The following is a 24084-nucleotide window of genomic DNA, read 5'->3' as shown; positions in this document are numbered from 1 at the left end:
ACCTAGCCTTAGCACAGCCGTTTTTTATATTCCGACATGACTACCTTAAATGCCGCGTAAGTTAAAAAAGCCGTTATAACGGCAAGATTTCTTTTGATTGAAGAATCGCCAGCTTGATCCGGTTCTGTGCGCTTTGCTGCAGCCGTTCCGCAATATCGGGCGTCTCCCGGTAGACCGGAGGATGATGAACCGCACGGAAATGAATCGGCACAAGAACATGAGCCTGCAGAACAACAGCCGCAGCTACCGCCTGCTCCGGAGTTAGCGTAATAGGCTGGCCGCTTGGGATCATACCCGGAAATTCCACAACGGCTCCATTTACCGGCAGGCAAGCAGCATCGAACGGTCCATACGCTTTGCTGAGCTTCCACCAGTAGCCATGCCATAACGTGTCGCCGCTATGAATCAGCTTCTTCCCTCCACCCTCCACAATCCAGGAAACTTGCGGATCGCCAAAACCGTCTACGGAAAAGCCAGCCGTAATCGTTAATTCGCCAACTACTATCTGCTGCCCTAAGCTTACGCCTTGAATATTGGTCAATGGCGTATCGGTCATATGCCGTACGGATTCCTGCGGAACGTAGACCGGAATAGATGCGCCGTAGTAAGCGGCGATAGCTCTTGGATCAAAGTGATCCTCATGATGATGCGTAACGAAAACGGCATCCGCATGGCCGAATTCGTCCAATGGAAACAGTTCTTCATGGGATGAACCAAACTTGGCGGGAAAATGATACATCGGGTCAATGGCAATCGATGTTTCGCCGCTTAATACGCGAATACCCGCCCATGGCAGCTTTTGAAGAAACATAAACGCATCATCCTTTATTTTTTAATGGGTACCCGAAGGTTCCGCCAATATCATAATAGGATCTGGATTTTATTGTCAATTCCGACCAAAGGGGGAAATTTCAATGATTTCTTTAGACCAAAAGGTTGGCAGGCTAAGAGATCAGGAGTTTAACTATCACATAAGCGGCAACGAGAACAAGGAAACGATCGTCATGCTGCATGCCGCTTTTGCTGACCACACCTTGTTCCAGGAGCAAATCCCTGATTTGATCGGGCATTACCGGCTGATCACTCTCGACATGCCTGGACACGGTATTAGCGCGGGAACGAAATCCAAGCTTACCATGCCAGACATGCCGGACATCATCAGCCGCATTCTCGCGGACAACCGGATCGCTTCCTGCCATCTGCTTGGCGTCTCGCTTGGCTCGCTGGTCGCGCAGGCTTTTGCTGAGAGATATCCCGAGCAGGCACGGTCCGTCATTATCGTTGGAGGTTACTCCATTCATAAAGCGAATAAGCGCGTCCGCAAAGAACAGCAAGCCGAAGGGCTCAGATGGATTGGATATCTGCTATTCTCCATGCCCAAATTCAAGCAGCATGTCTTGAATGCCTCTTGCGCTACCGAGCAAGGGCGCATCTTGTTTGACCAGGGAATCCGGCACTTCCGGCGCCAATCCTTTCAGGCGATGAGCGGCATGGGCTCCTTTTACACGGAGAAAACCGAACCCATGCCTTATCCGATGCTGCTTATTATCGGAGAGTATGACCGGAAGCTGGCCCACGATGCCGCGGAGGAACTACATCGGTTGGAGCCGCAATCACAGCTTGTGACCCTTCCGGCTGCGGGTCATTGCGCCAATGCGGATGAGCCGGAAGCTTTTAACCGGACCGTCCGGCATTATTTGTCTAACGTTAACCGCTGCCCGTCGGCAGGAATCAGAACCTGACCAAGCAATCCTTCCGCGCTTAACGCTTCCGCGAGAATGTCTCTTGTCACCAGACAATGATTGATCGTATCCATATGAACGGCAACCACCTTCGCAGACGGTGCGTAACGGCATACCCGGATGACATCCTGCGCATTCATCGTGATGGGATCGCCAACGGCAAATTGCGCCCCGCCCGCGTTCACAACCGCGACATCCGGCTTGAAAGCATCCAATGCATGCTTCACTTCGTCGCACCAGATCGTATCGCCCGCGATATAAAGAGTGGGCTCGCCTTCCGCTTGAAGAACAAAACCGGACACCTGCCCCATTTTTTGGCCGATCTCTCCCGTCCCATGCCGGCCGCTTGTTCTTGAGATCGTAATGCCCTTATAGATGGCGGACTGGCCGATTTCCGTTACGTTAGAAAAATGCTGTCCCGTGATCGCCGCGAAGTCTCCCGGTTGGCAGAACAACGGAGTCGACTTCGGCAGCGACTCTATTGCGGCGGCATCCCAATGGTCGGGATGGAGGTGGCTGACGAGAATAACATCGGGCTGCAGCAGTTTTTCCATGGGAAAAGGCAGCGGAACAAGCGGATTCCGCCGGTCGTTCGTTGCATTCATAATCGGCGGATTTACGCCGGCATCGCTAAACATCGGATCAACAAGAAACTGTACTCCCGCATAGTCCAGCCACAACGTGGCATGCCTGATAAGCTGAATGTTCATATTTGTATCCCTCATTTCTAATCGTGTCTGATACAATTATAAAATAAGCCGCATCGCGTACGAATAACCTCGTGAAACGATATAGCCGCTTTTATTTTCATAATGAAAGGATTACTTCCGACATGCTAAGCTCATACGGAATTGACGATATCGACAGACAAATATTAAGCTGCCTGATTGCGGATGCCAGCCAGTCCCACAAGTCCATTGGAGAGCAGGTGCATATGACCGGGCAGGCCGTAGGCGCCCGCGTCCGCAAGCTTCAGGACCTCGGAATTATTGAAGGCACAACGGTCAATTGGAATCCCGAGAAAATCGGCATGACCGTCCATGCCTTTGTCACCGTCTTTTTGGCATCCAATACGGCGCATCAGGCGTTCCAGCAATTCGCGGGCAGCAGCAATCAGGTTGTCGAAATTCACCGCGTCAGCGGCGAAGGCTGCTATTGGATGCGCGTGCGCGTCGGCTCGCAGCTGGAGCTGACAAGCTTTCTCGACGAACTGCTTGGCTACGGCAACTATAAGGTAAGCTTGTCTATTGGGCAGATGAAGTAAACAAAGGAGCCGCGTATCGCTACGCGGCTCCTTTGCTTTATTCCAGTACGCTTTTGTAACGGTCCGGCCGATAGCCTGCTTTTTCCGCCATGATAGCGGCAAGCTCCTTGCCCTGCTCCCGCAGGTCATCCATGTACAGATCCGCTTCAATACGGCCTCTGGACATAATGAGCGCACGGTCGATAACCGTCTCGATCTCGTCAAGATGATGGGTAACGATCAGAATCGTCTCATCCCCCTTCAGATTGCCGATCATCAGCTTCAGGAAGTCCCGCCGCGTAAACATATCTTTGCCGAGGAAAGGCTCATCCATCAGAAAGTATTTGGCGCCTTTCGCCATCCCCGCACTGATCTCCAGCTTGGACTTCTGGCCTCTCGAGAAGGTGCGAATTCGCTTGTCGGGCTCCAGCTCGTAAAATTTCAGCAGCTTATGATAATACGCAAGGTCAAATTGCGGGTAAAAGGCGGAGAGAAATTCCGCATATTGAACCGGTGTCAGCTTCGGAATGTAGCTTCCCTCTTCGGTTATAAACGCAATTTGCTCATACTGCTCCTCTACAGGACGTCCGTTCAGCAAAATATCCCGATGCTGGACCTCGCCCAGCCCCATAATCGCTTTGAGCAGCGTCGTTTTCCCGCTTCCGTTCTCGCCCAATACGCCAACAATTTCGCCGCTCGGAATGGTCAAATCCCGAATATGCAGGATAGGTCTGGCATCGCCGAACGTTTTCTCCACGTACTTTAATTCAAGCATAGCTATTCCCCCTTTCCCCGCTCAAGCTTCAGATGGTCGAATAAACGATAGTCGTAGAACTGGAGATCATAAGACTCTCCTTCCGGCCAGTTAAAGGTATTAACCAGGTCATCGTTCAAATCCGATACCAGCTCGCCTTCGTAAAGAAGCTGATTCGCCTTATACACTCTTATCATTAAATGAATCGGCAGGTAGCCTTCAAACCGATCCTCTGGTCTAGGTTCCGTAAACGTATAAACCAGATACAGCCTTCCGTCCAGGTATTGCATGTTCATTCGGCTGCGATAATAATCCTTCCAGGTGCTTGCATAGTCCAGATTGGTTGCATCCACAAGCTGCATGCCGTTGTGAAAATCGATACTCCATACCGTTTTGCGATAAAAGGTATCATAATCCGTTTGAACGGAATTGTTCTGAAAGACAAGATTCAACACCTTATCATTGGTAAAGGGCTCGTATTGATCCGAATACGAGCTGCCCGATGGATCAAGCCTGATATTGCCAAGCATCTTCCCGCTTACCGGATCGTAACCTCTGACAACGACATGCCCGTTCTCCTTCAATATAAGCGCAAGCTTGTCACCCGCTGCCGCAAGTCCAAGCACGGCAAGGGAGGCACCCTCTTTATTTTGGTCCAGACTAAATTCCGTCACCGTCCGGGTCGTTCCTTCCTCTGCAAAAGAAAGCTCGTAAATGCCGTTTGTGCCCGTACTGTCCGCGGCGCTAGGCACGGTAAAGTACAGATGGTCTCCAACCTTTGCGAGTCCGTATTCCAGTGGATTGACATAATTGCCATCCGCATTCGCTTTCGCAATTTTCGTATAGACAAGCGAGGACTTGCCGTTATTCTTAACATTCAACACGTTCTTGTCGGTATACAAGACGTAAAACGCGCCTTCTCCGTGCACCTCGTACTCCAGATTGTCTATCCTTTTTTTGCCTCCGTTGACGTACTTGTAATGATCCGGCAGAAGTAACGGAGGATCGTACACTTCGGTATGCTTCGTTAATTTTCCCTTGTTTATCTCAAACGCCGTGCTCGCATACTGATCGCTAATATCTCCGGAGATTCTAATCGGGTCAATTGCCGACCGGTCGCCAAAATGATCTTTTATATACAAGGTCCCCGCATTCTGGTGGGCATGGTTCAGCCAGGAAAAGAACCCAATCAGCAGGATGGCTATTATGCCTACAGGAATGGCAAGATGACGGGAAAGCTTCCGAACAATCATCATCGTACATCCCTCCTTATTCCACTGGCCGAATTCGAATATGATCAAATTCCCTGTTATACGTCGGATCATAGCTATAACTGGTTGAAAGATGCGCGACCCGGTTGCTGTCCTGGTTCCGGTCCGTTACAAGCTCGCCTTCATATTGAAGCCTCGCTGCCTTGTAGACCCTTATCATCAGGTGTTTGGGGCGGGCCATATCAAACAAGATATCGTTTTGATCCTTTGTTTCCGTTGACTGATAGATGACATACAGCTTGCCGTCTATATAGTGAATGCTCTTCATGTTGCGCAGGTTGGACTCCATATCGTCCGGGTAGCTGACGGCTGTTTCGTCCAGCAGCTTTACTCCGTCCGCAAGATCAAAGCTCCATATCGTTTTGCGCACTTGTCCTTGGTCGGGACTGCTCATAAACGCCAGGCTTAACCTGCCGCTGTCGGAATCCGATTACGCTTCATAAGATTCATAGAACGAGCGGCCATGAGCCTTATCGGATCCCGAAATGGAAAAGCCGCTTACGACCGCTTCCCCTACCTGCTCCCCGCTCTTGCTGTCGTAGCTCCGGATCACCAGCTTATGATCTTCCTCCAGCACTAATGCTAGCTTGTCGCCAACCGCTTCGAGTCCAAGCACCTGTATCTCAGAGGAGCCGTCACCTTTGTTTTTATCAAGACTGAAGGTAGCCAAGGCCTCCGATGCCGGCAATTCCCCACGATAATCCCTGCCGTTAATAAAGTTTAATCGATAGATTCCGCTTGTACCGGCATAGCTGTTTGTCGAGGGAACGACGAAGTAGTACTGATCTCCAATGTTGGCCAGCCCGTATTCAAGCCGGTTCGTGTAAGTAGCTCCATCTCCTTTTCGCGGCTGCTTGTTCTCGTCATACTCGGTTATATTCGGATGTACCGATGCTTGCCAGTAGGATCCTGGGTCCTCGGGGTCTCTGGCCGTTATCGAGTCCGGCGAAAAGACGTTGTCAAATTTCCACTTCCCTTTTAACTTATCGGGCTGCGTGCTGTTGTACCAAACCGCCCGCGGCGGATCAAACAGCTTCGTATTCGTCGTTACCTCTCCATTAACCAGATTAAACCGGGTACTGTGAAAGCCGTCTCCGAGTTCACCGCTGATGGACACATCCGACAACGCTTCTTGGTCTCCCTCATGATCCTTTAAATAAAAAACTCCGTTATCCTTGTCCGCATGAACCAGCATGTATTGCGACGCGATCAGAAAGAGCGCCAGAATGAAAATCGGAAGGGCCGCATGGCGCGATATTGTTTTGTCTAAACGCAACATCAGGCGATAACCCCTCTCCGGACCAGCCTCATGCTATGCCAGATGAAGAAACCGCTCAAGAGAAACAGGGCTATGCTATACGCATACAGCTTTGCCATTGTCCAATCCAAATCCGGCGCGGCAATCTGAGCGTTTAGAATATGCCTCATGATCCACCCCGCGGCAATGACGAGAATGATGTGCCAATGCCGTCTTCCCCGTTCGCACAGGAACGCATAATAGAGTCCGGTTGCCAGGCTTACAAGCATGCTGACCGAAGCCACCCAGCCGCTGATGCTAATGGGCAATAAAACCTTCAGGAAGTTGGATCGGATAAAAGCGAGGAACAACCCGTTATGCATCACGAACCTTCCATCCGCATAGCTGCCGATATGACTCGCATACGCCGAGTACCCCCAGCGGATCGCCAGCAAATGACCCGCAAAAAGCAGCAGCAGCCCAATCGTAAAAGATATCAGATTGCTCCAATAAAACGCCTCGCGCTTTACCGGAAGGGTCAAGTACGTATAGATGCTTTTGCTTCCCCAATACGCGTTGTACTGCTTCACGAGAAAATAAACGCAGAACACGGCAATAAACGCGAACAACGCCGTCTTGCAGCCGGTTGTAGCATATAAGCTCTCGAATCTTGGATGAACGGAATTTTCGTTTAATTTCTCCGCCGCGGATTGCAGCAGAAGATACGGCGTCACGATCATCCCCGCCGTCAGAATCAACAAAACGGGCAGCATGGACGCGAATTGAATATTATGCAGCCGGTACAAACCTTTCATTTGCCAGCACCTCCTGTATTAATCGACTAATACAATGACTCTATAAAAAAACTTACTCCCACAATTCCGTTAGAAGCTCCACGGTTTTCTTGAACGAGAGATTCGCTTCCTTGGCTTCCGCGATAAACGCCGCCACCATTTCCTTTGTCAGCTCGGTTTCAATCCGGCCGTATATCTCGTCGTCCAGATAAATCACGCTTCCCGTAGTGCTGCTCGTTCGGACGTAGCCTTCATCCTCCATCAGCTTAAACGCCTTCTGAACGGTGTTCGGATTAATGTTTAGCTGCATCGCGATATCCCTTCTCGAAGGAAGCTTGTCGCCGGATACGGCCCATTTTAGCAAAATACGCCGTTTCACATACAGGGCAATCTGCATATAGACCGGCATTTTATTATTCAACTGCAAATCCTGAAACGTCAGCAATACCCTCACCTGCCTCCTGCTATGACTGTATTATGGCAGTAATACAATGAGTTGGCAAGGGGCACTTGGAGGTTATCTTCCTCATTGCAGTATTTTCGCGACATTTGTTACTATTAAACTAAAAACAGATAAAGGAATAGATCATGATGTCTTCAACTTCTCTGGAAACGGTCGCTTATCGTGAAATTCGGGAGCGGATTATGCGCGCGGAATATATGCCCGGCTCCATGTTATCGGAAAATGAGCTTGCCGGACTGCTTGGCATGAGCCGGACCCCTATCCGTGCAGCCATCTCCCTGCTGGAGCGGGAAGGCCTTGTGGGAACCTTTCGCGGGCGGGGGGTCATGGTTAAGGAAGTGTCCGCCCATGATTTCAGCGAAATGTATGAAGTTCTAGTCTCTATGCAGCTGTTCGCGCTGGACACGGCCTTAAAGCGCCAGCTTTCTTTCGATGTGGATACGATGCGCCAATTACTCGAGCAGCAGCAGTTAGCATTGGAACAAAGCGATTACTACGGTTATTACAACCATACCCTTCTGTTCACCGAAGCGATTCTCCGGACGATTCATAACGAGAGCATGCTGCAAATTATGGAGCTGTACCGCGGGCGGTATGTCTTCCATACCGTTGCCTACCGCAAAAAATATCCGCAATACCAGCCAAGCCGCTCCGTTCAAACGAACCGCCGGATTTACGAAGCGGTTAAGAACGGTGATATCGCAGCGGCCAAGGCCGCTGTCACGGAGCAATACGCCGAGGTCCATGAGCAGTTCATCCTCGGCGGATTGATGAGATAGACGCATAAACCGGAAGCCTTAATGGCCTCCGGTTTTTTTATTTCTTTTACAAATATTCAACCTTTTCATTACATCATTACACACAACAAATTGCTTATCGGCATATGGTGTTATTTTTCGATTATGAAGAAACCTTTGGTAATCGTTTCTTAGTAGAAAAGCATTAATTCTATTATATATTTTTGTGAGATATTACCTAAACTGGTTCCTTCTTGCGAACCGTTTATATATACTTGAATTATAATTTCTCTGCCCCTTGCGTGACTACTATCTGTAGGAGGGTACATATGGAGAGGACTTTTTCGATTTCCCGCTACCCCGATGTAAAGGCCGTGACAAGCCAGCTGGACCGGCTCATTGATCAGCCGATTTATTCAATTAGACCCGATGCTTTGAAGAAATACGAAGAGGATTATTTTGAAGCGAAATGCGCGAAATCGAAAGAGATGATAGACGTTGCCAAGGAGATTATTCCCGGCGGCGTCCAGCATAACCTGGCCTTTAACTATCCGTTCCCCCTTGTATTTACGAAAGCCGAAGGCGCTTACCTCTACGACGCCGACGGCAACCGTTATTATGATTTTCTCCAGGCCGGCGGCCCGACGGTGCTCGGAAGCAACCCGCCCGAGGTGCGCCGGAAGGTCATCGAGCTGCTGAACGATTGCGGCCCCTCCACCGGACTTTTCCACGAATACGAATATAAACTAGGCAAAAAAATCGCCGACAGCATCGACTCCGTCGAAATGTTCCGCATGCTGGGCTCTGGCACGGAAGCCTGCATGGCGGCTATCCGCGTGGCGCGTCTGGCAACCAAGAAGAAAAAGATTATCAAGATGGGCGGCGCTTATCATGGCTGGAGCGACCAGCTGGCCTACGGCATCCGCATCCCCGGCTCCAAATGGACGCAAGCGCAGGGCGTTCCTCGTTATATCTTCAAGCATACCCAGGAGTTTTTCCCGAACGATCTGGAGGATCTGGAACGAAAGCTCCGCTTCAATCAGCTGCGCGGCGGCACGGCAGCCGTCCTGATCGAGCCGGTTGGACCGGAGAGCGGCACAAGGCCGGTTGACCCGGATTTCAATAAAGGCGTGGAGCAGCTCTGCCGCAAATACGGCGCCCTTCTTATTTTCGACGAGGTGGTTACGGCCTTCCGTATCGGAATGTCCGGTGCGCAGGGCTATTACGGGGTATCGCCGGATCTGACGGTCTTCGGCAAAGTCGTTGCCGGAGGTTATCCGGGGGCTGGCGGCCTCGGCGGCAAGAAGGAATACATGAAATATTTGTCCGCGGGCATTGAAGCCGGAAGCAAGCATAAGAAGGCGCTAATCGGCGGTACGATGGCAGCGAATCCGCTAAGCTGCGTAGCCGGCTACTATACGTTATGCGAGATTGAACGGACGAACGCGATCCCGAGATCCGGCCGGATGGCCGACCGGCTGACCGAAGGACTGCAGGCTTTAATCGGCAAATACAAGCTGCCTTTTGTCGCTTTTAACCAAGGATCGATCTGCCACCTCGAGACGGTAGGCACGATGCATTTTTCCATCAACTGGTCGAAGCCTTGGCAAATTCCGAAGGTATTGTCGGAGACGTCCAAACGGAAAAGAGAGATGGAGCATATGGGCGCGGCCTACATGGCCGAAGGGATCGTAACTCTGGCAGGCAGCCGGCTGTACACCAGCGGGGCTTACACGGAAGAAATGATTGACGACGTCCTTGTCCGCTTTGACCGTATTTTCAGCCATGTAGCCTTATTGGAGGGATAATTAGGATGCCCGTGACAGCTACCGAGGAAGCGAAGCAGCGTGTTATCGAAGCCGGAATCAAGCTAATGGAAACCGGTCTGATTGCCCGCACCTGGGGAAACGTAAGCCACCGCATCGACAGCGGCCGGTTCGTCATTACACCAAGCGGCCGGGATTACCGCTCGCTAACGCCGGAGGATATCGTTACCGTACAAATCTCCGATTGCAGCTATAGCGGCAATATCAAGCCTTCCTCCGAGAAAGGCGTGCATGCCGAGGTCTACAAACGTTTTCCCAATGCCCATTTCGTCATCCATACTCATCAGGAGTATGCATCCGTCATCAGCGCCTGCAAGGTGGATACCGTTCCGATTACCGGCGGCATGCTGGCAGGCCAGGTATTATGCGGGGCTTACGCGCTCCCGAGTACCAAGAAGCTGCAGCGCAACGTTGCTAAAGCGCTTACTCTTACCACCAACAAAGCGATTATCATGAAAAACCACGGTGCCGTCTGTTACGGCGCCAACGATACGGAAGCCTTCGAAGCGGCCCTGCAGCTGGATCAGGCTTGCCGTCAATATATCGAGGGTACTTACAAAAGCTTGACTGGCGAGCAAGAAGCCGATGCGGCCGCGTTAAGCCGGTTTGCGCTTGGACTGAGCTGCTCTTCACCGGAACCTGCGTCCCGGATGCTGTATCACAGCAGTAGGACTGAGGATGGTTTCCTGCTGTTTGACGATTCCGGCTCCGAGCTCTTTGCCCGGTATGACGAGCTGGATGCCGCCATGCCGGAAGAAGCCTGGGTCTACCAGCAAATCTACCGTACGCATAAGCAAATTAACCATATTCGCTGGAGCGGTATTCCGGAGATTACGGCATTGTCCCAGACCGGGCAGCCGCTGAAGCCGCTGCTTGACGACTTTGCCCAGCTGATCGGCACCTCGGCAAGAAACGCTGCGCTCTCCCCTTCCGAGGTAACCGCCGCTCTCAAAAGTTCCTCCGCCGTGCTGATCCGCGGAAGGGGCGCTTTATGCTGCGGCGCTACCTATGACGATGCTCTAGCGGTAGGAATGGTTTTGGAGAAAAACGGCAAGGCACATATCGGAGCTAAGCTCCTTGGCCAAGTCAAGCCTATACATTACCTGGAAAGCCTGTTGATGCGAGTGGTGTATTTGAAAAAATATTCGAAGCAGGCTGCAGCGACCTCCTAGCCGAAAGGTGGAATTGTTATTAAAAGAATCTTCCTCATGAAATGGATCATTCTTTTATCGATCGTCCCGGTTATCGTATCGACCGAAATGATGTGGCTCTCCCTCGCGCCAATCTCGAGCTTGGCGGAAGACTATTACGGCGTGGGCAGCATGTCCGTCACGTTATGCTCCATGAGCTTTATGATCATGTTTATCTTATTCTCCATGCCCGCCTCCTGGGTAATAGACAAATGGGGATACAAAGCTTCCCTGCTGATCGGCGCAGGTCTGACTGCCGTATTTAGCTTATTGCGCGCCTTGTATGCGGAGGATTTTACGCTTGTCCTGATCTTCCAGTTCATTCTGGCGATCGGGCAGCCCTTCCTGCTTAATATCGCTACAAAAGTAGCCTCGGACTGGTTCCCGCAGCAGGAGAGATCGACGGCAGCCGGCATTCTGACGCTTGCCCAGTATATCGGATTTATCGTTCCGATGGCGCTTGCTCCCGCAATCGCGGAAGCTTCCGGCATCCCCGGCCTGTTTATGTTGTTCGCGGCGTTTGCGATTGCTGCCGCAGGTCTCGCCGCTGCGTTTGTTTTCGTGAAACCTCCCGCTTCCTTGACCGACACAGCCCCCCGACAAGAGGTCTTGCGCTTCCAATCGATTGGTCTTCTTGTCGAGAACAAAAGCTATTTTCTTATCCTGCTTGTCAGCTTTATCTGCATCGGCATCTTCAACACGATTCTTACCCTGCTGGAAACGATCCTTACTCCCCGGGGATTTACATCCGAGGAAGCCGGACTTGTTGGCGCCGTATTTATCGTCGCCGGGATTATTGGCGCAATTGCTCTGCCGATCCTGTCGGATAGACACCGGATTCGGGCGCCTTTTTTTATCGCGGCCATTACGCTGCTCATTCCTGCCTACTTGGGATTAACCTTTGCGGAACAGTTCGTGCCGGTAACCGTTATTGCCGGACTTGCGGGCTTCGCCATTATGGGCGTTGCCCCGATCTTGTTCCAGCATGGCTCGGAGCTTGCTTATCCCGTTCGGGAAGGCACTTCGCTTGGCATGATTTTGCTGATGGGGCAGGTTTCCGGCATTGCTTTCGTTTATCTGTTTGAAGTTCTGAACGAAGCACTGGAGTCTATCGTCTGGCCGATGCTGCTGTTTGTCGTGCTGACGGCCGCTTTGCTTCCCGTTACGCTGCGCATTCCGGAATCGGCCTACCAGGCCAAGGAGGAAGATACCAATCAGTCCATGTAAAAGGTAAAGGCGGGTGCAGCAAATGAGTGCTTACGTGCTCACTTACGATATAGGAACCTCCGGCGTCAAAACTTGTCTTTACGATCTGTCCCCCTCCGTGTCGCTTGTGGCCAGCGCTCTGCATGGCTATGAGCTTACGATTCTGGACAATGGCGGCGCGGAGCAGAATCCGGCGGACTGGTGGCAGGCGATGAGGGCAACAACAAGGCAGGTGCTGGAGACGAGCAGCATCCCAGCCTCGCAGATTAGCGGCATCTCTTTTTGCGCCCAAATGCAAGGTCTAGTGCTTGTCGACGAACAAGGCGAGCCGGTCCGCAAAGCAATGAGCTACATGGATACCCGGGCTGCCGAGGAGCACCGCAAAGGAATCAGGCATGGTATTCAAATTGCCGGGGCCAATGTATTCAAGCTGCTTAAGTCGCTTGCAATCACCCGCGCCGTTCCGGCCAGCGTCAAGGATCCCGTCTGGAAATATCGGTGGGTGCAGCGGCATGAACCCGAGGTGTTCCGCCGCGTTCACAAGTGGCTGGACGTCAAGGAATATCTGCTCTTCAAATGTACGGGCGAATTTGTCATGACCGAGGACACCGCTTATGCTACGCTGCTGTACGACGCGAGAAACAACCGGTTCAGCAAGGAAATGTGCCGGATGTTCGGCGTCCGGAACGAGCATTTTCCAAAGGTGATTCCGTCCACGGCAATGGCCGGATTATTAACCGCCGGGGCTGCCGCGGAGCTCGGGCTTACGGAGGGCACGCCCGTATTCGGCGGAGGAGGCGATGCCTCTCTTATCGGCGTGGGAGCCGGTGCGGTTGCGGAAGGCGATACGCATATTTACCTGGGTACATCCGGCTGGGTATCGACGGTTGTGAACCGTCAGATTATCGATGCGGGCAGCATGATCGCTTCCATTGTAGGAGCAAGGCCGAAGCATTATCATTATTTCTGCGAGCTGGAGACGGCGGGCAAATGCCTGGAATGGGTCAAAAACCATCTGGCCTTGGATGAAATCGGCATCTATTTGGAGAAAAAACAAGTATCCGACTCCCAGGAAACGATGTACCGCAGCCTATACGATTACATGATGCATGCGATCAAAGACGTGCCCGCGGGCAGCAACGGCGTTATCTTTACGCCTTGGCTGCATGGCAACCGTTGTCCGTTTGAGGACGCGCACGCACGGGGCTTGTTTTTCAATATCAGCATTGAAACGGGGAAAACCGAGCTCATTCATGCCGTGCTGGAAGGCATCTGTTACCATCTCCGGTGGCAGCTCGAAGCGCAAGACCGGAAGATTACGACCTCCCGGGCGATCCGTTTTGTCGGAGGCGGCGCGCTTGCCCCGCTTACCTGCCAGATTCTCGCCGATATTCTGGGACGGACGATCGAGACGGTTGACAGTCCGCAAAATGCCGGTGCCATCGGGGCAGCCATTACCGCGGCCGTTGGACTTGGCATCGTTCCAGACCTGGACGCAGCCAAATCTTTCGTGCCGGTACGCGCCTCCTATACGCCCAATCCCAGGAACAAAGCTATCTATGATACGTACTTCGGGGTATTCAAGTCCTTGTACAGCCGAAATAAAAAAGCATTTGGCATCCTAAATAATCTCAAAGGCGATTCAGATGTTTTTCGTGCCTCGCTATGATACAATACTTGAATTGACGGGCTTTACACATTTAGGAGGCTTTAAGAACAACTATGCTTATTATTGGTATCGCTGGCGGCACCGGTTCGGGGAAAACCTCGGTAGCACGCTCCGTTATTGAACGGCTTGGCGAAGATAAGGTCACTTTTATCTCGCAAGATAATTATTACAAGGATCATCCGCATTTGAGTTTTGCCGAGCGCGAAGGTCTGAACTATGATCATCCTCTTGTTTTTGACAACGAGCTCTTAATCGAGCATTTGAAGCAGTTGAAATCCGGGCAGGCGGCCGAAGCTCCGGTCTACGATTTTCCAAACCACTCCCGGTTTAAGGATAAGACGGTTGCGCTGAAACCTTGCAAAATCATCGTTATAGAAGGACTTCATGTGCTGTCCGATGAAAATTTGCGCGCGATGCTCGATATCAAGGTGTTTGTGGACACCGATCCGGATGTCCGCATCCTCCGCCGCGTGCTGCGGGATATTGAAGAGCGCGGCCGTTCCATTCAATCGATTCACGATCAATACTTGAAGACGGTTAAACCGATGCATGAAGCCTTTATCGAGCCGTCCAAAAAATACGCCGACATCATTATTCCCGAAGGCGGACAGAACGAAGTAGGCATTCAGATGCTGTCCATCCTTATGGAGAAATATTTCTAAACATACGAAAGGGCTGTCCCGCTTTGGGACAGCCCTTTTCTACCAGATTGGCATGGACGAAAACATTAAACAAGCTTTTGAGCTTGTACTTTTTTACGGTAAGACGAGTAATACCAGCCTAACATCACAATCGCTATGATTGGGCATACGAACAGCAGCTGATAGACATGGTTATAGGCGTGCTCCAGCGTAATGCTGCTCATCTTATGGAGCAATAGTCCGCAGATGGCCACCGACAAGGAGCCTCCGAAAAATTGAATGAGCTGCATCATCCCCATGCCGGAGCCGATCAAATGCCTTGGCAAAATGCTGGAGGTCTGGTTATTGAGAGAGGCCAGCGTTGCCGAGAATGCCGGCGAGAACAGCAAATACCCGCACATGATAACAAAAGGCGAGCTTCCGAGAGCCGTCATAAACAAAGCCATTACGGCCGTCAAGACCGCTGTCCCGATAAACAGGAACCGGACATTGCCGTACCGGTCCAGCCAGCGCCCGACAAATGGCGTTAATACCGCCGATAGAATAGCACCCGGAGCAATCAGGAAGCCAATCAGCATCTCCGATTTATGGAACAGATTCGCGAGGACAAGCGGCATGAGGAACAGGTTGCCCAGGTTAATGATAAGCAGGCAGAAGCCTACCACAAGCAGCCGGATATAACCGGGCTGGCGGAACACTTCCGGATTCACGAAGGTTCCGTTGCCCTTCGCCTTCCGGATATGGAGCACGTGAATCACAATCGTAATCACGCTGACTAGAAGCCAGATGACGGATTGTTGCGTTACCGCTATCAGTAAGGAAGTCGCATTAATAACGGTCCATGCGGCCCCCCAATAGTCAAAGCTGGCCGGCTGCGGATTTTCCTTCGGCAGCAGCTTCAGCAAGACCGGCAATATAGCCAGCACCAGGCAAGTGACCACAAACAAGCCGTTCCAGCCAAAATATTCGCTGATGACGCCGCCTACAATCGGCCCAAGACCAAACGCCATTGCGCTGCCGGCCGCGATCATCGAGATCGCCCGGCCTCTTCGTTCGACCGGGATATAGCGGCTGGCTAATACAAGCCCAAGTCCGGCCATCGTCCCCGCTCCCGCCGATTGAAGAATCCGCGCCGTCAGCAGCAGAGCGAAATTATGGGCAAAGATTCCAAGCACCGAAGAAAGACCCAATATAAGCAGCCCAATCGCTACCAGCCTGCGTATGGGAGCGATATCCGACAAGCGGCTGTAAATCACCGTTGATAGGGCATAACCGATCGAATAGCTGGATACGATCCATGAGCCGAGATCCGAAGTAATTCCGAGATCGTTAATTATACTTGGCACCGAGACGTTAAACATGGTCGTATTCATGACCACGACAAACAAGCCCAGCATCCACACGGGCATTACGATTCTGTCATTCAAGTTGTCCACCTTGTTTCCCTGCGAAGTTACTTTACTTTGTTCAGTATAACACAAAAAAAGGCGAAGCAAGGTTTCAACCCCGCCTCAAAAAAACGAAGAACATTAAAACGCTATAAAGCTAAAACATTGGGCATAGCCATTTTTCCATTTGCAATTTATAGTAAAGAGTGAAATGTAATCGATTCCATAAACGGTGAGGAGGCATGTTATGCCAAAGCTGTTCGTTGCGGAAAAGGAACATCTCCGTCTCAACCATTCAGCTTTACCAATGAATGAATTACCGTATGAAGAAATGAAGCACTTATTTGATCATCTTACAAATTGTCTTTCGGGAGCCATGGAAGAAGTAAAAAATTTGGAGCAGCAATATTTGAAAATAATCGCTAGCGTTACCTTCGGCCTGCCCAAACCAAATGTACATCAGCTGTATTTTTCTTATAAAGAAGCGTTAAAGGCTTTGGAGCAGCAATTTAATCAAGGTTCTAAATTGTATCGCAAGCTAAGCTTGAACCCGCATCGTACGCCAAAGCGCAAGGTTCAGCAGGCATTGGAAGCCATCGAAGCCTCCTATGCCGATCACGGGATGACTTTGGCCGGAGTCGCCAAGGCTTTGTTTGTCTCAAGCACCTATCTTTCCACGTTGTTCAAACAGGAGCTTGGCGTTAACTTTCTCGATTATGTCCATCAATACCGGATCGAGAAGGCCAAAGCACTGCTGCAGGCCAGCGATATGAAAATCCATTCCGTTGCCAAGGAAGTCGGGTATTACGACGAGGCTCATTTTACGAAGACGTTCAAGAAATGGACCGGCATGCTGCCTTCGCAATACAAGAAGGACATGGCCGTCATTGGATGAAAAACAAAAAAAGGACAAGCCAATTCCGGCTTGTCCTTTGCACTTATACGCTCGTTAACTGATGGCGCTGACGATAAGCGAGCGGTGTCATCCCCATCTTTTTCTTGAACACCTGGAACAGGTAGTTGGTATTCGTAAAACCATGGTTAACCGCGATGGACTCCACCGTATTCGAGGTCTCGACCAGTTCCTCGCAAATGCGCTGCAGCCGGAAATCCTCCAAATAGCTGCTGAAGGAGCTGACCCCGTATCGGTGAAAGACGCGCTGCAGCTGCCTCGTGCTGATCTGGATCCGGTCCGCAACCTCCTGCAGGGTCAGCGGTCTTGCGTAATTGTCGTAAATATATTGCTGCGCCATCTCGAAGCGATGCGCTTGTATATCCCGCGCCGGAAGCATCTGCTGGCCATCCCGGTCAACGGTCGCTTTGGCGGCGCGCAGCAAGATTTGAATCAAGGACTGGCGGATCGTCGTATAAGCCCCAAGCTCGCCGGATCGCCAAGCCATGTAAGCCTGCAGGAAGCATGTCATGGCATCATGCTGATCCATAAACGGGCGAAGCGGAAAATCGGTCAGCGCCTGAATACAGGCTTCCGACTCTTTATTTTCCCACTCCGAGCCCCATTCTTCCCGTTCCTCTCCGTCCGGCAGACGCGTGATATCCACATGCAGGCACAGCTCTTCCATGCCGGAACGGTTATCCGCCGTTTGCTGATGCACAACGCCGGGACCGGTCAAATAAAACATGCCGCTGTTCAGCTTGTAAATATGGTCAATCAAGGTGACCGTTCCTTTGCCGCGCGGCACGAAGTGGAATTCAAACTCCGAATGCTTGTGGAATTTGATCAGCTGTCCGGGCTTAAAGGTGGTCAGATGCCATTTGAGCACCCTGATCCCGTAACGTCCCCATCTGAAATGCAGATCAAGCCGTTCGAGCGCGTCCATCTTTTCTTTCATAATGGCATAAGGATACGGTCTTGCGCTTACCTTGCTGTCTGACTCCACGATCTGCTCCCGTTCATCCATGCCAGTCATCGTATTAGCGGATTTCTTCAATACGTACAGCCCGCTTCTCAGCAACCGAGCGGTTAGATGCTTCCATAAGCGCCGTCAGATCCTGCGCCATGCGGATGTTCTCTGCTGCAACCGTATTGTTCCGGATATGGTCAGCCCATTGCTCGAATGCCTTGATGCGGCCGCTTGCCTTATCCGCTTCCGTCCACTCCGATTCGCCGTTCTTATTGCTGCGGACCAGAATGCGGTCTTCCGGCGTACCGTACAAGAGCGAGCCTTCCGTGCCATGAATCTCGATCGTGAATGGCGAATGGGCATTTACGAAGCCCGCTTCCACGATACCGATTGCGCCGCCGGCCGTCGTGAGAATGGATACCGCGTTATCCTCTACGTCTTTGCCGGTAACGTAACCGTACGAAGCTTGAACCTGAACCGGCATTTCGCCAAGGAACAGTCTAGTCAAATACATCGGATGGCAGCCAAGGTCGATTAGTGCGCCGCCGCCGCATTGCTCCAGGTTGTAGAAATGCTCAGGAAGCCAGTTTGCGGTTGCGCCGTTATGGGACAAGCGGACGCGAGTCAAGGTAACTTTGCCCAGAATGCCGGATTCCAGCACGTTCTGAATGGAAGGCGTATACCAGTCGTTAAGTCTTGGCAGCGATACGGTCAGCTTCACGCCCGCTTCTTCCACTGCCGCTAGGATCTCGTTAACTTCCTTCGTTGTAAGCGCCAACACTTTTTCCGTAAAGATATGCTTGCCGGCTTGAGCGGCTTTGACCATAACCTCGCGGTGAATATTGGAAGGCGCGTCCACGATCACTCCGTCAATATCTTCGCGAGCGAGGAGTTCATCCAGATTGGAGAAGAAAGGAACGCCCAGCTTGGAAGCTGCTTCTTCGCCTCTAGCCGGAATTTCATCCCATACCGCTACGATTTCCGTATCCGGATGCGCTTGCGCCTCTCTCGTATAATCCCATGCGTGAACATGCCAATAACTTAACATTGCGACTCTAATCATATAACTTCCACTCCTCAGACCGATTATTTGGGATAACTACATATTTGCGACTTATTTCTAAGGTAGCACACCATTTACCAAAGTAAAACTAGAACATAAAGACATTATGACTATAATTATACGACACAGACAAGAACTTTTTTATAGCCTTATTGACTCTAAATATCGGTCAAACCTATAGTAATGGCATAAACACCTTTTTATATAAATCCAATTAATCGGAGGCTGGACATGAGTAAATTACTGAAGGTTGGCATCATCGGCTGCGGCGGTATCGCGAATGGCAAGCATCTTCCTGCACTCAGCAAGAACAAGAATGTTGAAATCGTTGCCTTTTGCGACGTTGTAGTGGAACGCGCTGAAGAAGCATCCCAAAAATACGGCGCTGAAGGCTCGAAAGTATACGCGGATTACCGCGAGCTGATTGCCGATCCGTCGATCGATGTTGTGCATGTATTAACGCCTAATGACTCGCACTCCTTTATTACGATAGATTCCCTTGAAGCCGGCAAGCATGTTATGTGCGAAAAGCCAATGGCTAAGACGGCTGCTGAAGCAAGAGCTATGCTGGATGCCGCGAAGCGCACGGGCAAAAAGCTGACCATCGGTTACAACAACCGTTTCCGTCCGGACAGCCAAGTCCTCAAAAAGGTTTGCGAGCAAGGCGAGCTGGGCGAAATCTACTATGCACGCGCTCATGCGATCCGTCGCCGCGCGGTTCCGACTTGGGGCGTATTCCTCGACGAAGAGAAACAAGGCGGCGGACCGCTTATCGATATCGGTACTCACGCGCTTGACCTGACGCTGTGGATGATGGACAACTACAAGCCGGTTTCCGTTACGGGCTCCGTATTCCATAAGCTTGGATCGAAAGAAAATGCCGCTAACGCTTGGGGCCCATGGGATCCTGCGAAATTTACGGTAGAAGATTCCGCTGTAGGCTTTATCAAGATGGAGAACGGTGCAACGATCACGCTTGAAGCAAGCTGGGCGCTGAATACGCTTGATATCGACGAAGCAAAATGTACGCTTTGCGGTACGGAAGGCGGCGCGGACATGAAGAACGGCCTTCGCATCAACGGCGAAGAGAACAGCCGTCTGTTCGTTAAAGAAATCGACCTTTCCGCCGGCGGCGTAGCGTTCTATGACGGCGCTTCGGAGCGCGATATCGACGTGGAATGCGCAGCTTGGATCAACGCAATCCTGAACGATACGGATCTGGTTGTAAAAGCCGAGCAAGCTCTTGTCGTAACCGAAATCTTGGAAGCGATTTACGAATCCGCCCGCACTGGCGAGACGGTATACCTCAATCGCGAAAAAGTAGCGAAATAAATAAAAAAACGGTTGTGCCTGTTTCCAACAAGCACAACCGTTTTTTTTATACATTGTGAAGCTTATCCGGGTTGCGGACGATAAACAACCGGTGAAGAACACCTTCGCGCTGCTCAAGAAATACGACCGAATCCACGATTCCTTCCTGCCGGAATACGAAGGCGGGTTCTCCGTTTAGCGGCTTTACCTCTACCGTCATATGGCTCGTAATCTGGGATTTGCGGAAAATGCCCAGCAGGAACTGCGCCACGCGCTCCCTTGACTCGATTGGCCGGACAGCCGCCGACGCCTTGCCTCCTCCGTCGGAGATAAGCACGGCATCTTCCGCCAGCATGGACAGCACGGTGTCGACCTCGCCTTCGGATAAGGCCGCTACGAACCGGTTTATCCACGCCTGCTCGATTGTACCGCCAGATTGCAGCTCTTCTTCCGTTATTCCCATCTTAGCTCTAGCACGGCTCATCAGCTTGCGGCAGTTTTGCTCGCTTTTTCCCGTTAATTCGGCAATAGCGGGATAATCGAACCCAAGCGCTTCGCGCAGAACGAATACGGCCCGTTCCGAAGGCGACAGCCTTTCGAGCAGAGCAAGCATCGCGTAGGACAGCAGGTCATGGCGAACCACTTCCTCCAGTCCGCCATCGTAGTATTGTGCTATTGGCTCAGGCAGCCAAGGACCGACGTATTGCTCCCGGCGAACCCTTGCCGAACGAAGATGATCCAGGCATCGATTCGTTATCATTTTGCACAAATACGCTTTGGGCTCGTGCAGCTTATCCGGGTTCATATTCTGCACCTTCAGGAATACGTCCTGAACCGCATCCTCCGCATCGGCGGCCGAGCCGGTTAACTGGTAAGCAAGGCTGAACAACAAGCCTTTATAACGTTCATACAGCTCAATCATATGACGTCTCCTTATGATTTCAGCATACTCGCGTAATCCCAGACGAAACGTTTGATTTTATAAGATAAACTTCCCGAAATGATTATATCAAGCCCCCATTTGCGCGTCCATGTCATTCCCCGTCCCGGACCAAGTCCAATCGTAAAGCCATCCATCACCTGTTTATGGCGGGGAGCCTCGCTGCCGGTTTTGTCCGCCGCAATGATTTTGCCTAATCGCTGTGCCTGCAGAATCGCCTCTTTGCAGGTCATTCGGGCGGCTTCACCGTTATCCGGATCCACGATAAACGCGCAATCCCCAATGGCATACACGCCACGGGCATCCTTCACACGGTAGCATTCGTCCACGATAAGCCTGCCATCCTTCGTTACGGGCAGCCCAAAGCTGCGAATAGCCGGATTCGGAACAAGACCCAGCGTCCAAACCGTAAGGCCAACGGGTAGGGCATCACCGCTTGAGAGCATGAGATTGCCGTACTCCTCTCGTACCGCTTTGCAACGATGATGCACGGATACGCCGCATTTCGCCAGCTCCTCCTCCAGCTTGCGGCTTGCCTTCATTGGTCCCTCCCGAAACAAACGATCCTGGGCATTCAGCAGATGGACCCGGATTTCTTGCGGGTTAAGTCCCTGTCTGGCTGCTTCTTCTCTCATGGCGTACGCTAACTCCGAGGCCGTCTCAATGCCGGTAATTCCCGCTCCGGCCACGGCTGCCGTGAGCAAGCGACGGCGTTCCTCCGCGTTGTTTTCCACCCTTGTAGCCTGCATATTATAGCCCCATGCTTCCCTGATTCGGACAGCCGACTCCATTCCCGTAAGGGATATGCCCCCAAGACCGGACTCCGTCTCGCGGGCTACGCTGCCAACCGCAATAACCAGCGTGTCATAAGCAAGCCGTACGGAGTTGCCTTCCGCATCTTCATATTCGAGCATCTTTTCATCCGCATGCACATGCCGTGCTTTTCCTTGCACGTGTTCGGCCGCTTCCGGCAAAATTTGCTTCCACGGTACCGTAATCTTGTCAGCCCCTACCGCCGGCTTGAACAAGAGCACCTTGCGCAGATGGTAAGGATTCGGATCCAATAATAGAAGGCGAAGCTTCCGTCCTTCCGCATGAGCGCCATACTGCTTCCAAACCGCTTTTACCGCATGAATTCCCGCATACCCGCCGCCAATGACAACCACTGTCCATTCCGTCATAGATGATCTCTCCTCTAAATGCTTTTGCAAATAGAACGAGGAGAGGTCTTTGTTTGTGACACCGGATTTATCAATTGCAAAAATAACGTATCCTTCGTCTCAAGCCAACCATTAGCACAAAGTTAACGTTGACGTAAAGATTAATGTGGCGATACGATTGTTTCGTTTACTGCATCCGTTTCAAAGAGACTATACCAATTTATTTAAAGAGAGGGATAACACGAATATGTCTTCAACTGCTAGACCAGCAGCAGCCGCGGCTCCGCTTAAATCCGCCGAGTCCATGTTCAACCAGCCGATCGCCGTATGGGCGATTGCATTCGCAAGCATTATTGCCTTTATGGGCCTTGGTCTGGTAGACCCGATCCTGCCGATGATGAAGGATCAGCTTCACGCGTCCGACAGCGACCTTACGCTTCTCTTTACGAGCTACAATGCCGTCATGGCCGTAGCCATGCTGGTAACCGGCGTTATTTCCTCCAAGCTTGGCACGAAAAAAATGCTGCTTGCCGGTATAGTCCTCATCGCTATATTTTCCGCGCTTGCCGGAAGCGTCGACAATGTCATGTCCATCGTATGGCTGCGCGCCGGCTGGGGTCTTGGCAATGCGTTTTTTGTCGCAACCGCGCTGTCCGCCATTGTTTCCTTATCCCGCGTTGGCGTTGCCAAATCGATTATTTTGTTTGAGGTTGCCGTAGGTCTAGGCATCTCCGTAGGTCCGCTTCTTGGCGGAGAGCTTGGCGCCATCTCATGGCGCAGCCCGTTCTACGGCGTCGCCTGCTTAATGATTGTCGCTTTCTGCTTGATCACCTTCATGATGCCGAAGGCCAAAACTCCTGCTGCTCCTGCGGTGAAAAAGAAAGCTTCCATACTCGATCCGTTCCGTGCCTTGAAGCACCGCGCCCTTCTGATCTTTGGCCTTTCCGCGGCGCTTTACAACTTCGGATTCTTTACTCTTCTCGTGTATGCCGCGCTGGTGCTTGGCCATCTGCATCATCTGGACGTTCACGGACTTGGTTATGTCTTCCTGGGCTGGGGTCTGCTTCTGGCATTCACTTCCGTCTTTATGGCTCCTAAGCTGCAAAGACGTTCGGGCACAATCAAATCGATGTGCATTCAGCTTGTTCTATTCGCTTGCACCTTGTTTGCGATGGGCTATTGGACAACGGAAAAAGCGGTCGTCATCTGCATGGTTATTCTTGCAGGGGCTTTCCTTGGCAACAATAATACCCTTATCACGACAGCCGTTATGAACGCCGCTCCGGTCGAACGGCCAACCGCTTCCGCGGCATACAGCTTCCTTCGCTTCATCGGCGGCGCGCTTGCTCCGTATTACGCGGTCAAATTCGCCGAATGGTTCGATTTCCATGCCCCGTTCTATATCGGCGGCGGCTTTGTTATCCTGGCCGTTATCCTCATTGCATTCAACCATAAACATCTGAAGCATGTCGACCAGGCCGAAGCGCATTGATAAGTTAATAAAAATTTGGAACAAGCTGACCCGATTTTAACCGGGTTGGCTTGTTTTTTTTCTCGATTGGAAACATTATAGAGATAAGCAAACTT

General features: G+C 51.5%; 24 protein-coding genes. 11 read left to right on the top strand and 13 right to left on the bottom strand.

Annotation, left to right across the window (positions count from 1 at the left end; all coding sequences use genetic code 11):
• Positions 1 to 73 precede the first annotated feature (73 nt).
• Positions 74 to 811, bottom strand: coding sequence for an MBL fold metallo-hydrolase (locus tag ACR9FF_RS08995; protein ID WP_435170459.1), 738 nt, complete (start codon positions 809 to 811; stop codon positions 74 to 76).
• Positions 812 to 914: 103 nt separating this feature from the next.
• Here ACR9FF_RS08995 and ACR9FF_RS08990 point away from each other — a divergent pair, with 103 nt between their 5' ends.
• Entirely contained in the window at positions 915 to 1742 is an 828-nt protein-coding gene (locus tag ACR9FF_RS08990) for an alpha/beta fold hydrolase (RefSeq protein ID WP_435170457.1), read from the top strand.
• Here ACR9FF_RS08990 and ACR9FF_RS08985 read toward each other — a convergent pair.
• Positions 1694 to 2452: an MBL fold metallo-hydrolase gene (locus ACR9FF_RS08985; RefSeq protein WP_435170455.1), complete on the bottom strand. Its 759-nt coding sequence runs from the start codon at positions 2450 to 2452 to the stop codon at positions 1694 to 1696. The genes ACR9FF_RS08990 and ACR9FF_RS08985 overlap by 49 nt on opposite strands.
• A 122-nt stretch (positions 2453 to 2574) precedes the next feature.
• Here ACR9FF_RS08985 and ACR9FF_RS08980 point away from each other — a divergent pair, with 122 nt between their 5' ends.
• Complete coding sequence (locus ACR9FF_RS08980; RefSeq protein ID WP_435170453.1) at positions 2575 to 3006, top strand: Lrp/AsnC family transcriptional regulator; 432 nt, start codon at positions 2575 to 2577, stop codon at positions 3004 to 3006.
• 37 nt (positions 3007 to 3043) lie between these two features.
• Here ACR9FF_RS08980 and ACR9FF_RS08975 read toward each other — a convergent pair whose 3' ends face one another.
• From ACR9FF_RS08975 to ACR9FF_RS08950, 6 genes are read right to left on the bottom strand one after another with little or no spacing between them, the layout of a single operon-like run.
• Positions 3044 to 3760 carry an ATP-binding cassette domain-containing protein gene (locus tag ACR9FF_RS08975; RefSeq protein WP_435170451.1) on the bottom strand — a complete coding sequence of 239 codons (717 nt, stop codon included), beginning with the start codon at positions 3758 to 3760 and terminating at the stop codon, positions 3044 to 3046.
• A 2-nt stretch (positions 3761 to 3762) separates the two neighbouring features.
• Positions 3763 to 4995 (bottom strand): hypothetical protein, encoded by a 1233-nt coding sequence (locus tag ACR9FF_RS08970; protein ID WP_435170449.1) that lies wholly within the window; start codon positions 4993 to 4995, stop codon positions 3763 to 3765.
• A gap of 13 nt (positions 4996 to 5008) precedes the next feature.
• Entirely contained in the window at positions 5009 to 5404 is a 396-nt protein-coding gene (locus ACR9FF_RS08965) for a hypothetical protein (RefSeq protein WP_435170447.1), read from the bottom strand.
• Between the two features lie 36 nt (positions 5405 to 5440).
• Positions 5441 to 6289: a hypothetical protein gene (locus ACR9FF_RS08960; protein WP_435170445.1), complete on the bottom strand. Its 849-nt coding sequence runs from the start codon at positions 6287 to 6289 to the stop codon at positions 5441 to 5443.
• On the bottom strand, positions 6289 to 7062 hold the full coding sequence (locus tag ACR9FF_RS08955; RefSeq protein WP_435170443.1) for a hypothetical protein: 774 nt from the start codon (positions 7060 to 7062) through the stop codon (positions 6289 to 6291). The genes ACR9FF_RS08960 and ACR9FF_RS08955 overlap by 1 nt, the downstream gene beginning before the upstream one ends.
• A gap of 52 nt (positions 7063 to 7114) precedes the next feature.
• A complete protein-coding gene (locus tag ACR9FF_RS08950; protein WP_435170441.1) occupies positions 7115 to 7495 on the bottom strand; it encodes a GntR family transcriptional regulator in 381 nt (126 codons plus the stop codon).
• A 134-nt stretch (positions 7496 to 7629) separates the two neighbouring features.
• Here ACR9FF_RS08950 and ACR9FF_RS08945 point away from each other — a divergent pair, with 134 nt between their 5' ends.
• The 6 genes from ACR9FF_RS08945 to udk all read left to right on the top strand — a co-directional run bounded on the left by ACR9FF_RS08945 (position 7630) and on the right by udk (position 14794).
• On the top strand, positions 7630 to 8283 hold the full coding sequence (locus ACR9FF_RS08945) for a GntR family transcriptional regulator (protein WP_435170439.1): 654 nt from the start codon (positions 7630 to 7632) through the stop codon (positions 8281 to 8283).
• A gap of 287 nt (positions 8284 to 8570) precedes the next feature.
• Entirely contained in the window at positions 8571 to 10049 is a 1479-nt protein-coding gene (locus ACR9FF_RS08940; RefSeq protein ID WP_435170437.1) for an aspartate aminotransferase family protein, read from the top strand.
• Positions 10050 to 10054: 5 nt separating this feature from the next.
• Complete coding sequence (locus ACR9FF_RS08935) at positions 10055 to 11239, top strand: class II aldolase/adducin family protein (protein WP_435170435.1); 1185 nt, start codon at positions 10055 to 10057, stop codon at positions 11237 to 11239.
• A 36-nt stretch (positions 11240 to 11275) separates the two neighbouring features.
• Positions 11276 to 12484 carry an MFS transporter gene (locus tag ACR9FF_RS08930; RefSeq protein WP_435170433.1) on the top strand — a complete coding sequence of 403 codons (1209 nt, stop codon included), beginning with the start codon at positions 11276 to 11278 and terminating at the stop codon, positions 12482 to 12484.
• A 22-nt stretch (positions 12485 to 12506) separates the two neighbouring features.
• On the top strand, positions 12507 to 14132 hold the full coding sequence (locus tag ACR9FF_RS08925) for a xylulokinase (protein ID WP_435170431.1): 1626 nt from the start codon (positions 12507 to 12509) through the stop codon (positions 14130 to 14132).
• Positions 14133 to 14185: 53 nt separating this feature from the next.
• A complete protein-coding gene (gene udk / locus ACR9FF_RS08920; protein WP_127495954.1) occupies positions 14186 to 14794 on the top strand; it encodes a uridine kinase in 609 nt (202 codons plus the stop codon).
• 65 nt (positions 14795 to 14859) lie between these two features.
• On the opposite strand, the gene ACR9FF_RS08915 is transcribed toward udk, so the two are convergent.
• Positions 14860 to 16209, bottom strand: coding sequence for an MFS transporter (locus ACR9FF_RS08915; protein ID WP_435170429.1), 1350 nt, complete (start codon positions 16207 to 16209; stop codon positions 14860 to 14862).
• Positions 16210 to 16537: 328 nt separating this feature from the next.
• Here ACR9FF_RS08915 and ACR9FF_RS08910 point away from each other — a divergent pair, with 328 nt between their 5' ends.
• On the top strand, positions 16538 to 17056 hold the full coding sequence (locus tag ACR9FF_RS08910) for a helix-turn-helix domain-containing protein (RefSeq protein ID WP_435170427.1): 519 nt from the start codon (positions 16538 to 16540) through the stop codon (positions 17054 to 17056).
• A 43-nt stretch (positions 17057 to 17099) separates the two neighbouring features.
• Here the strand turns inward: ACR9FF_RS08910 and ACR9FF_RS08905 are convergent, their stop codons facing one another.
• Complete coding sequence (locus ACR9FF_RS08905) at positions 17100 to 18110, bottom strand: AraC family transcriptional regulator (RefSeq protein ID WP_307719640.1); 1011 nt, start codon at positions 18108 to 18110, stop codon at positions 17100 to 17102.
• The gene (locus ACR9FF_RS08900) at positions 18094 to 19086 is read right to left on the bottom strand and encodes a Gfo/Idh/MocA family protein (RefSeq protein WP_435170424.1); all 993 of its coding nucleotides are present in this window, start codon (positions 19084 to 19086) and stop codon (positions 18094 to 18096) included. The genes ACR9FF_RS08905 and ACR9FF_RS08900 overlap by 17 nt, the downstream gene beginning before the upstream one ends.
• Before the next feature lie 231 nt (positions 19087 to 19317).
• Here ACR9FF_RS08900 and ACR9FF_RS08895 point away from each other — a divergent pair, with 231 nt between their 5' ends.
• The gene (locus ACR9FF_RS08895) at positions 19318 to 20418 is read left to right on the top strand and encodes a Gfo/Idh/MocA family protein (protein WP_127495958.1); all 1101 of its coding nucleotides are present in this window, start codon (positions 19318 to 19320) and stop codon (positions 20416 to 20418) included.
• 46 nt (positions 20419 to 20464) lie between these two features.
• On the opposite strand, the gene ACR9FF_RS08890 is transcribed toward ACR9FF_RS08895, so the two are convergent.
• Both ACR9FF_RS08890 and ACR9FF_RS08885 read right to left on the bottom strand, forming a co-directional pair.
• On the bottom strand, positions 20465 to 21319 hold the full coding sequence (locus tag ACR9FF_RS08890) for an RNA polymerase sigma-70 factor (RefSeq protein WP_127495959.1): 855 nt from the start codon (positions 21317 to 21319) through the stop codon (positions 20465 to 20467).
• Positions 21320 to 21330: 11 nt separating this feature from the next.
• The gene (locus ACR9FF_RS08885) at positions 21331 to 22518 is read right to left on the bottom strand and encodes an NAD(P)/FAD-dependent oxidoreductase (protein WP_435170422.1); all 1188 of its coding nucleotides are present in this window, start codon (positions 22516 to 22518) and stop codon (positions 21331 to 21333) included.
• 226 nt (positions 22519 to 22744) lie between these two features.
• On the opposite strand from ACR9FF_RS08885, the gene ACR9FF_RS08880 reads away from it, so the two are divergent.
• Positions 22745 to 23989: an MFS transporter gene (locus ACR9FF_RS08880; RefSeq protein ID WP_435170420.1), complete on the top strand. Its 1245-nt coding sequence runs from the start codon at positions 22745 to 22747 to the stop codon at positions 23987 to 23989.
• Positions 23990 to 24084: the final 95 nt, after the last annotated feature.

The organism is Paenibacillus glycanilyticus, from assembly GCF_051200795.1.
Lineage (GTDB): Bacteria > Bacillota > Bacilli > Paenibacillales > Paenibacillaceae > Pristimantibacillus > Pristimantibacillus glycanilyticus.
The sequence above is the reverse complement of the archived record's forward strand: the minus strand, read 5'-3'. Positions and strand labels throughout refer to the sequence as shown.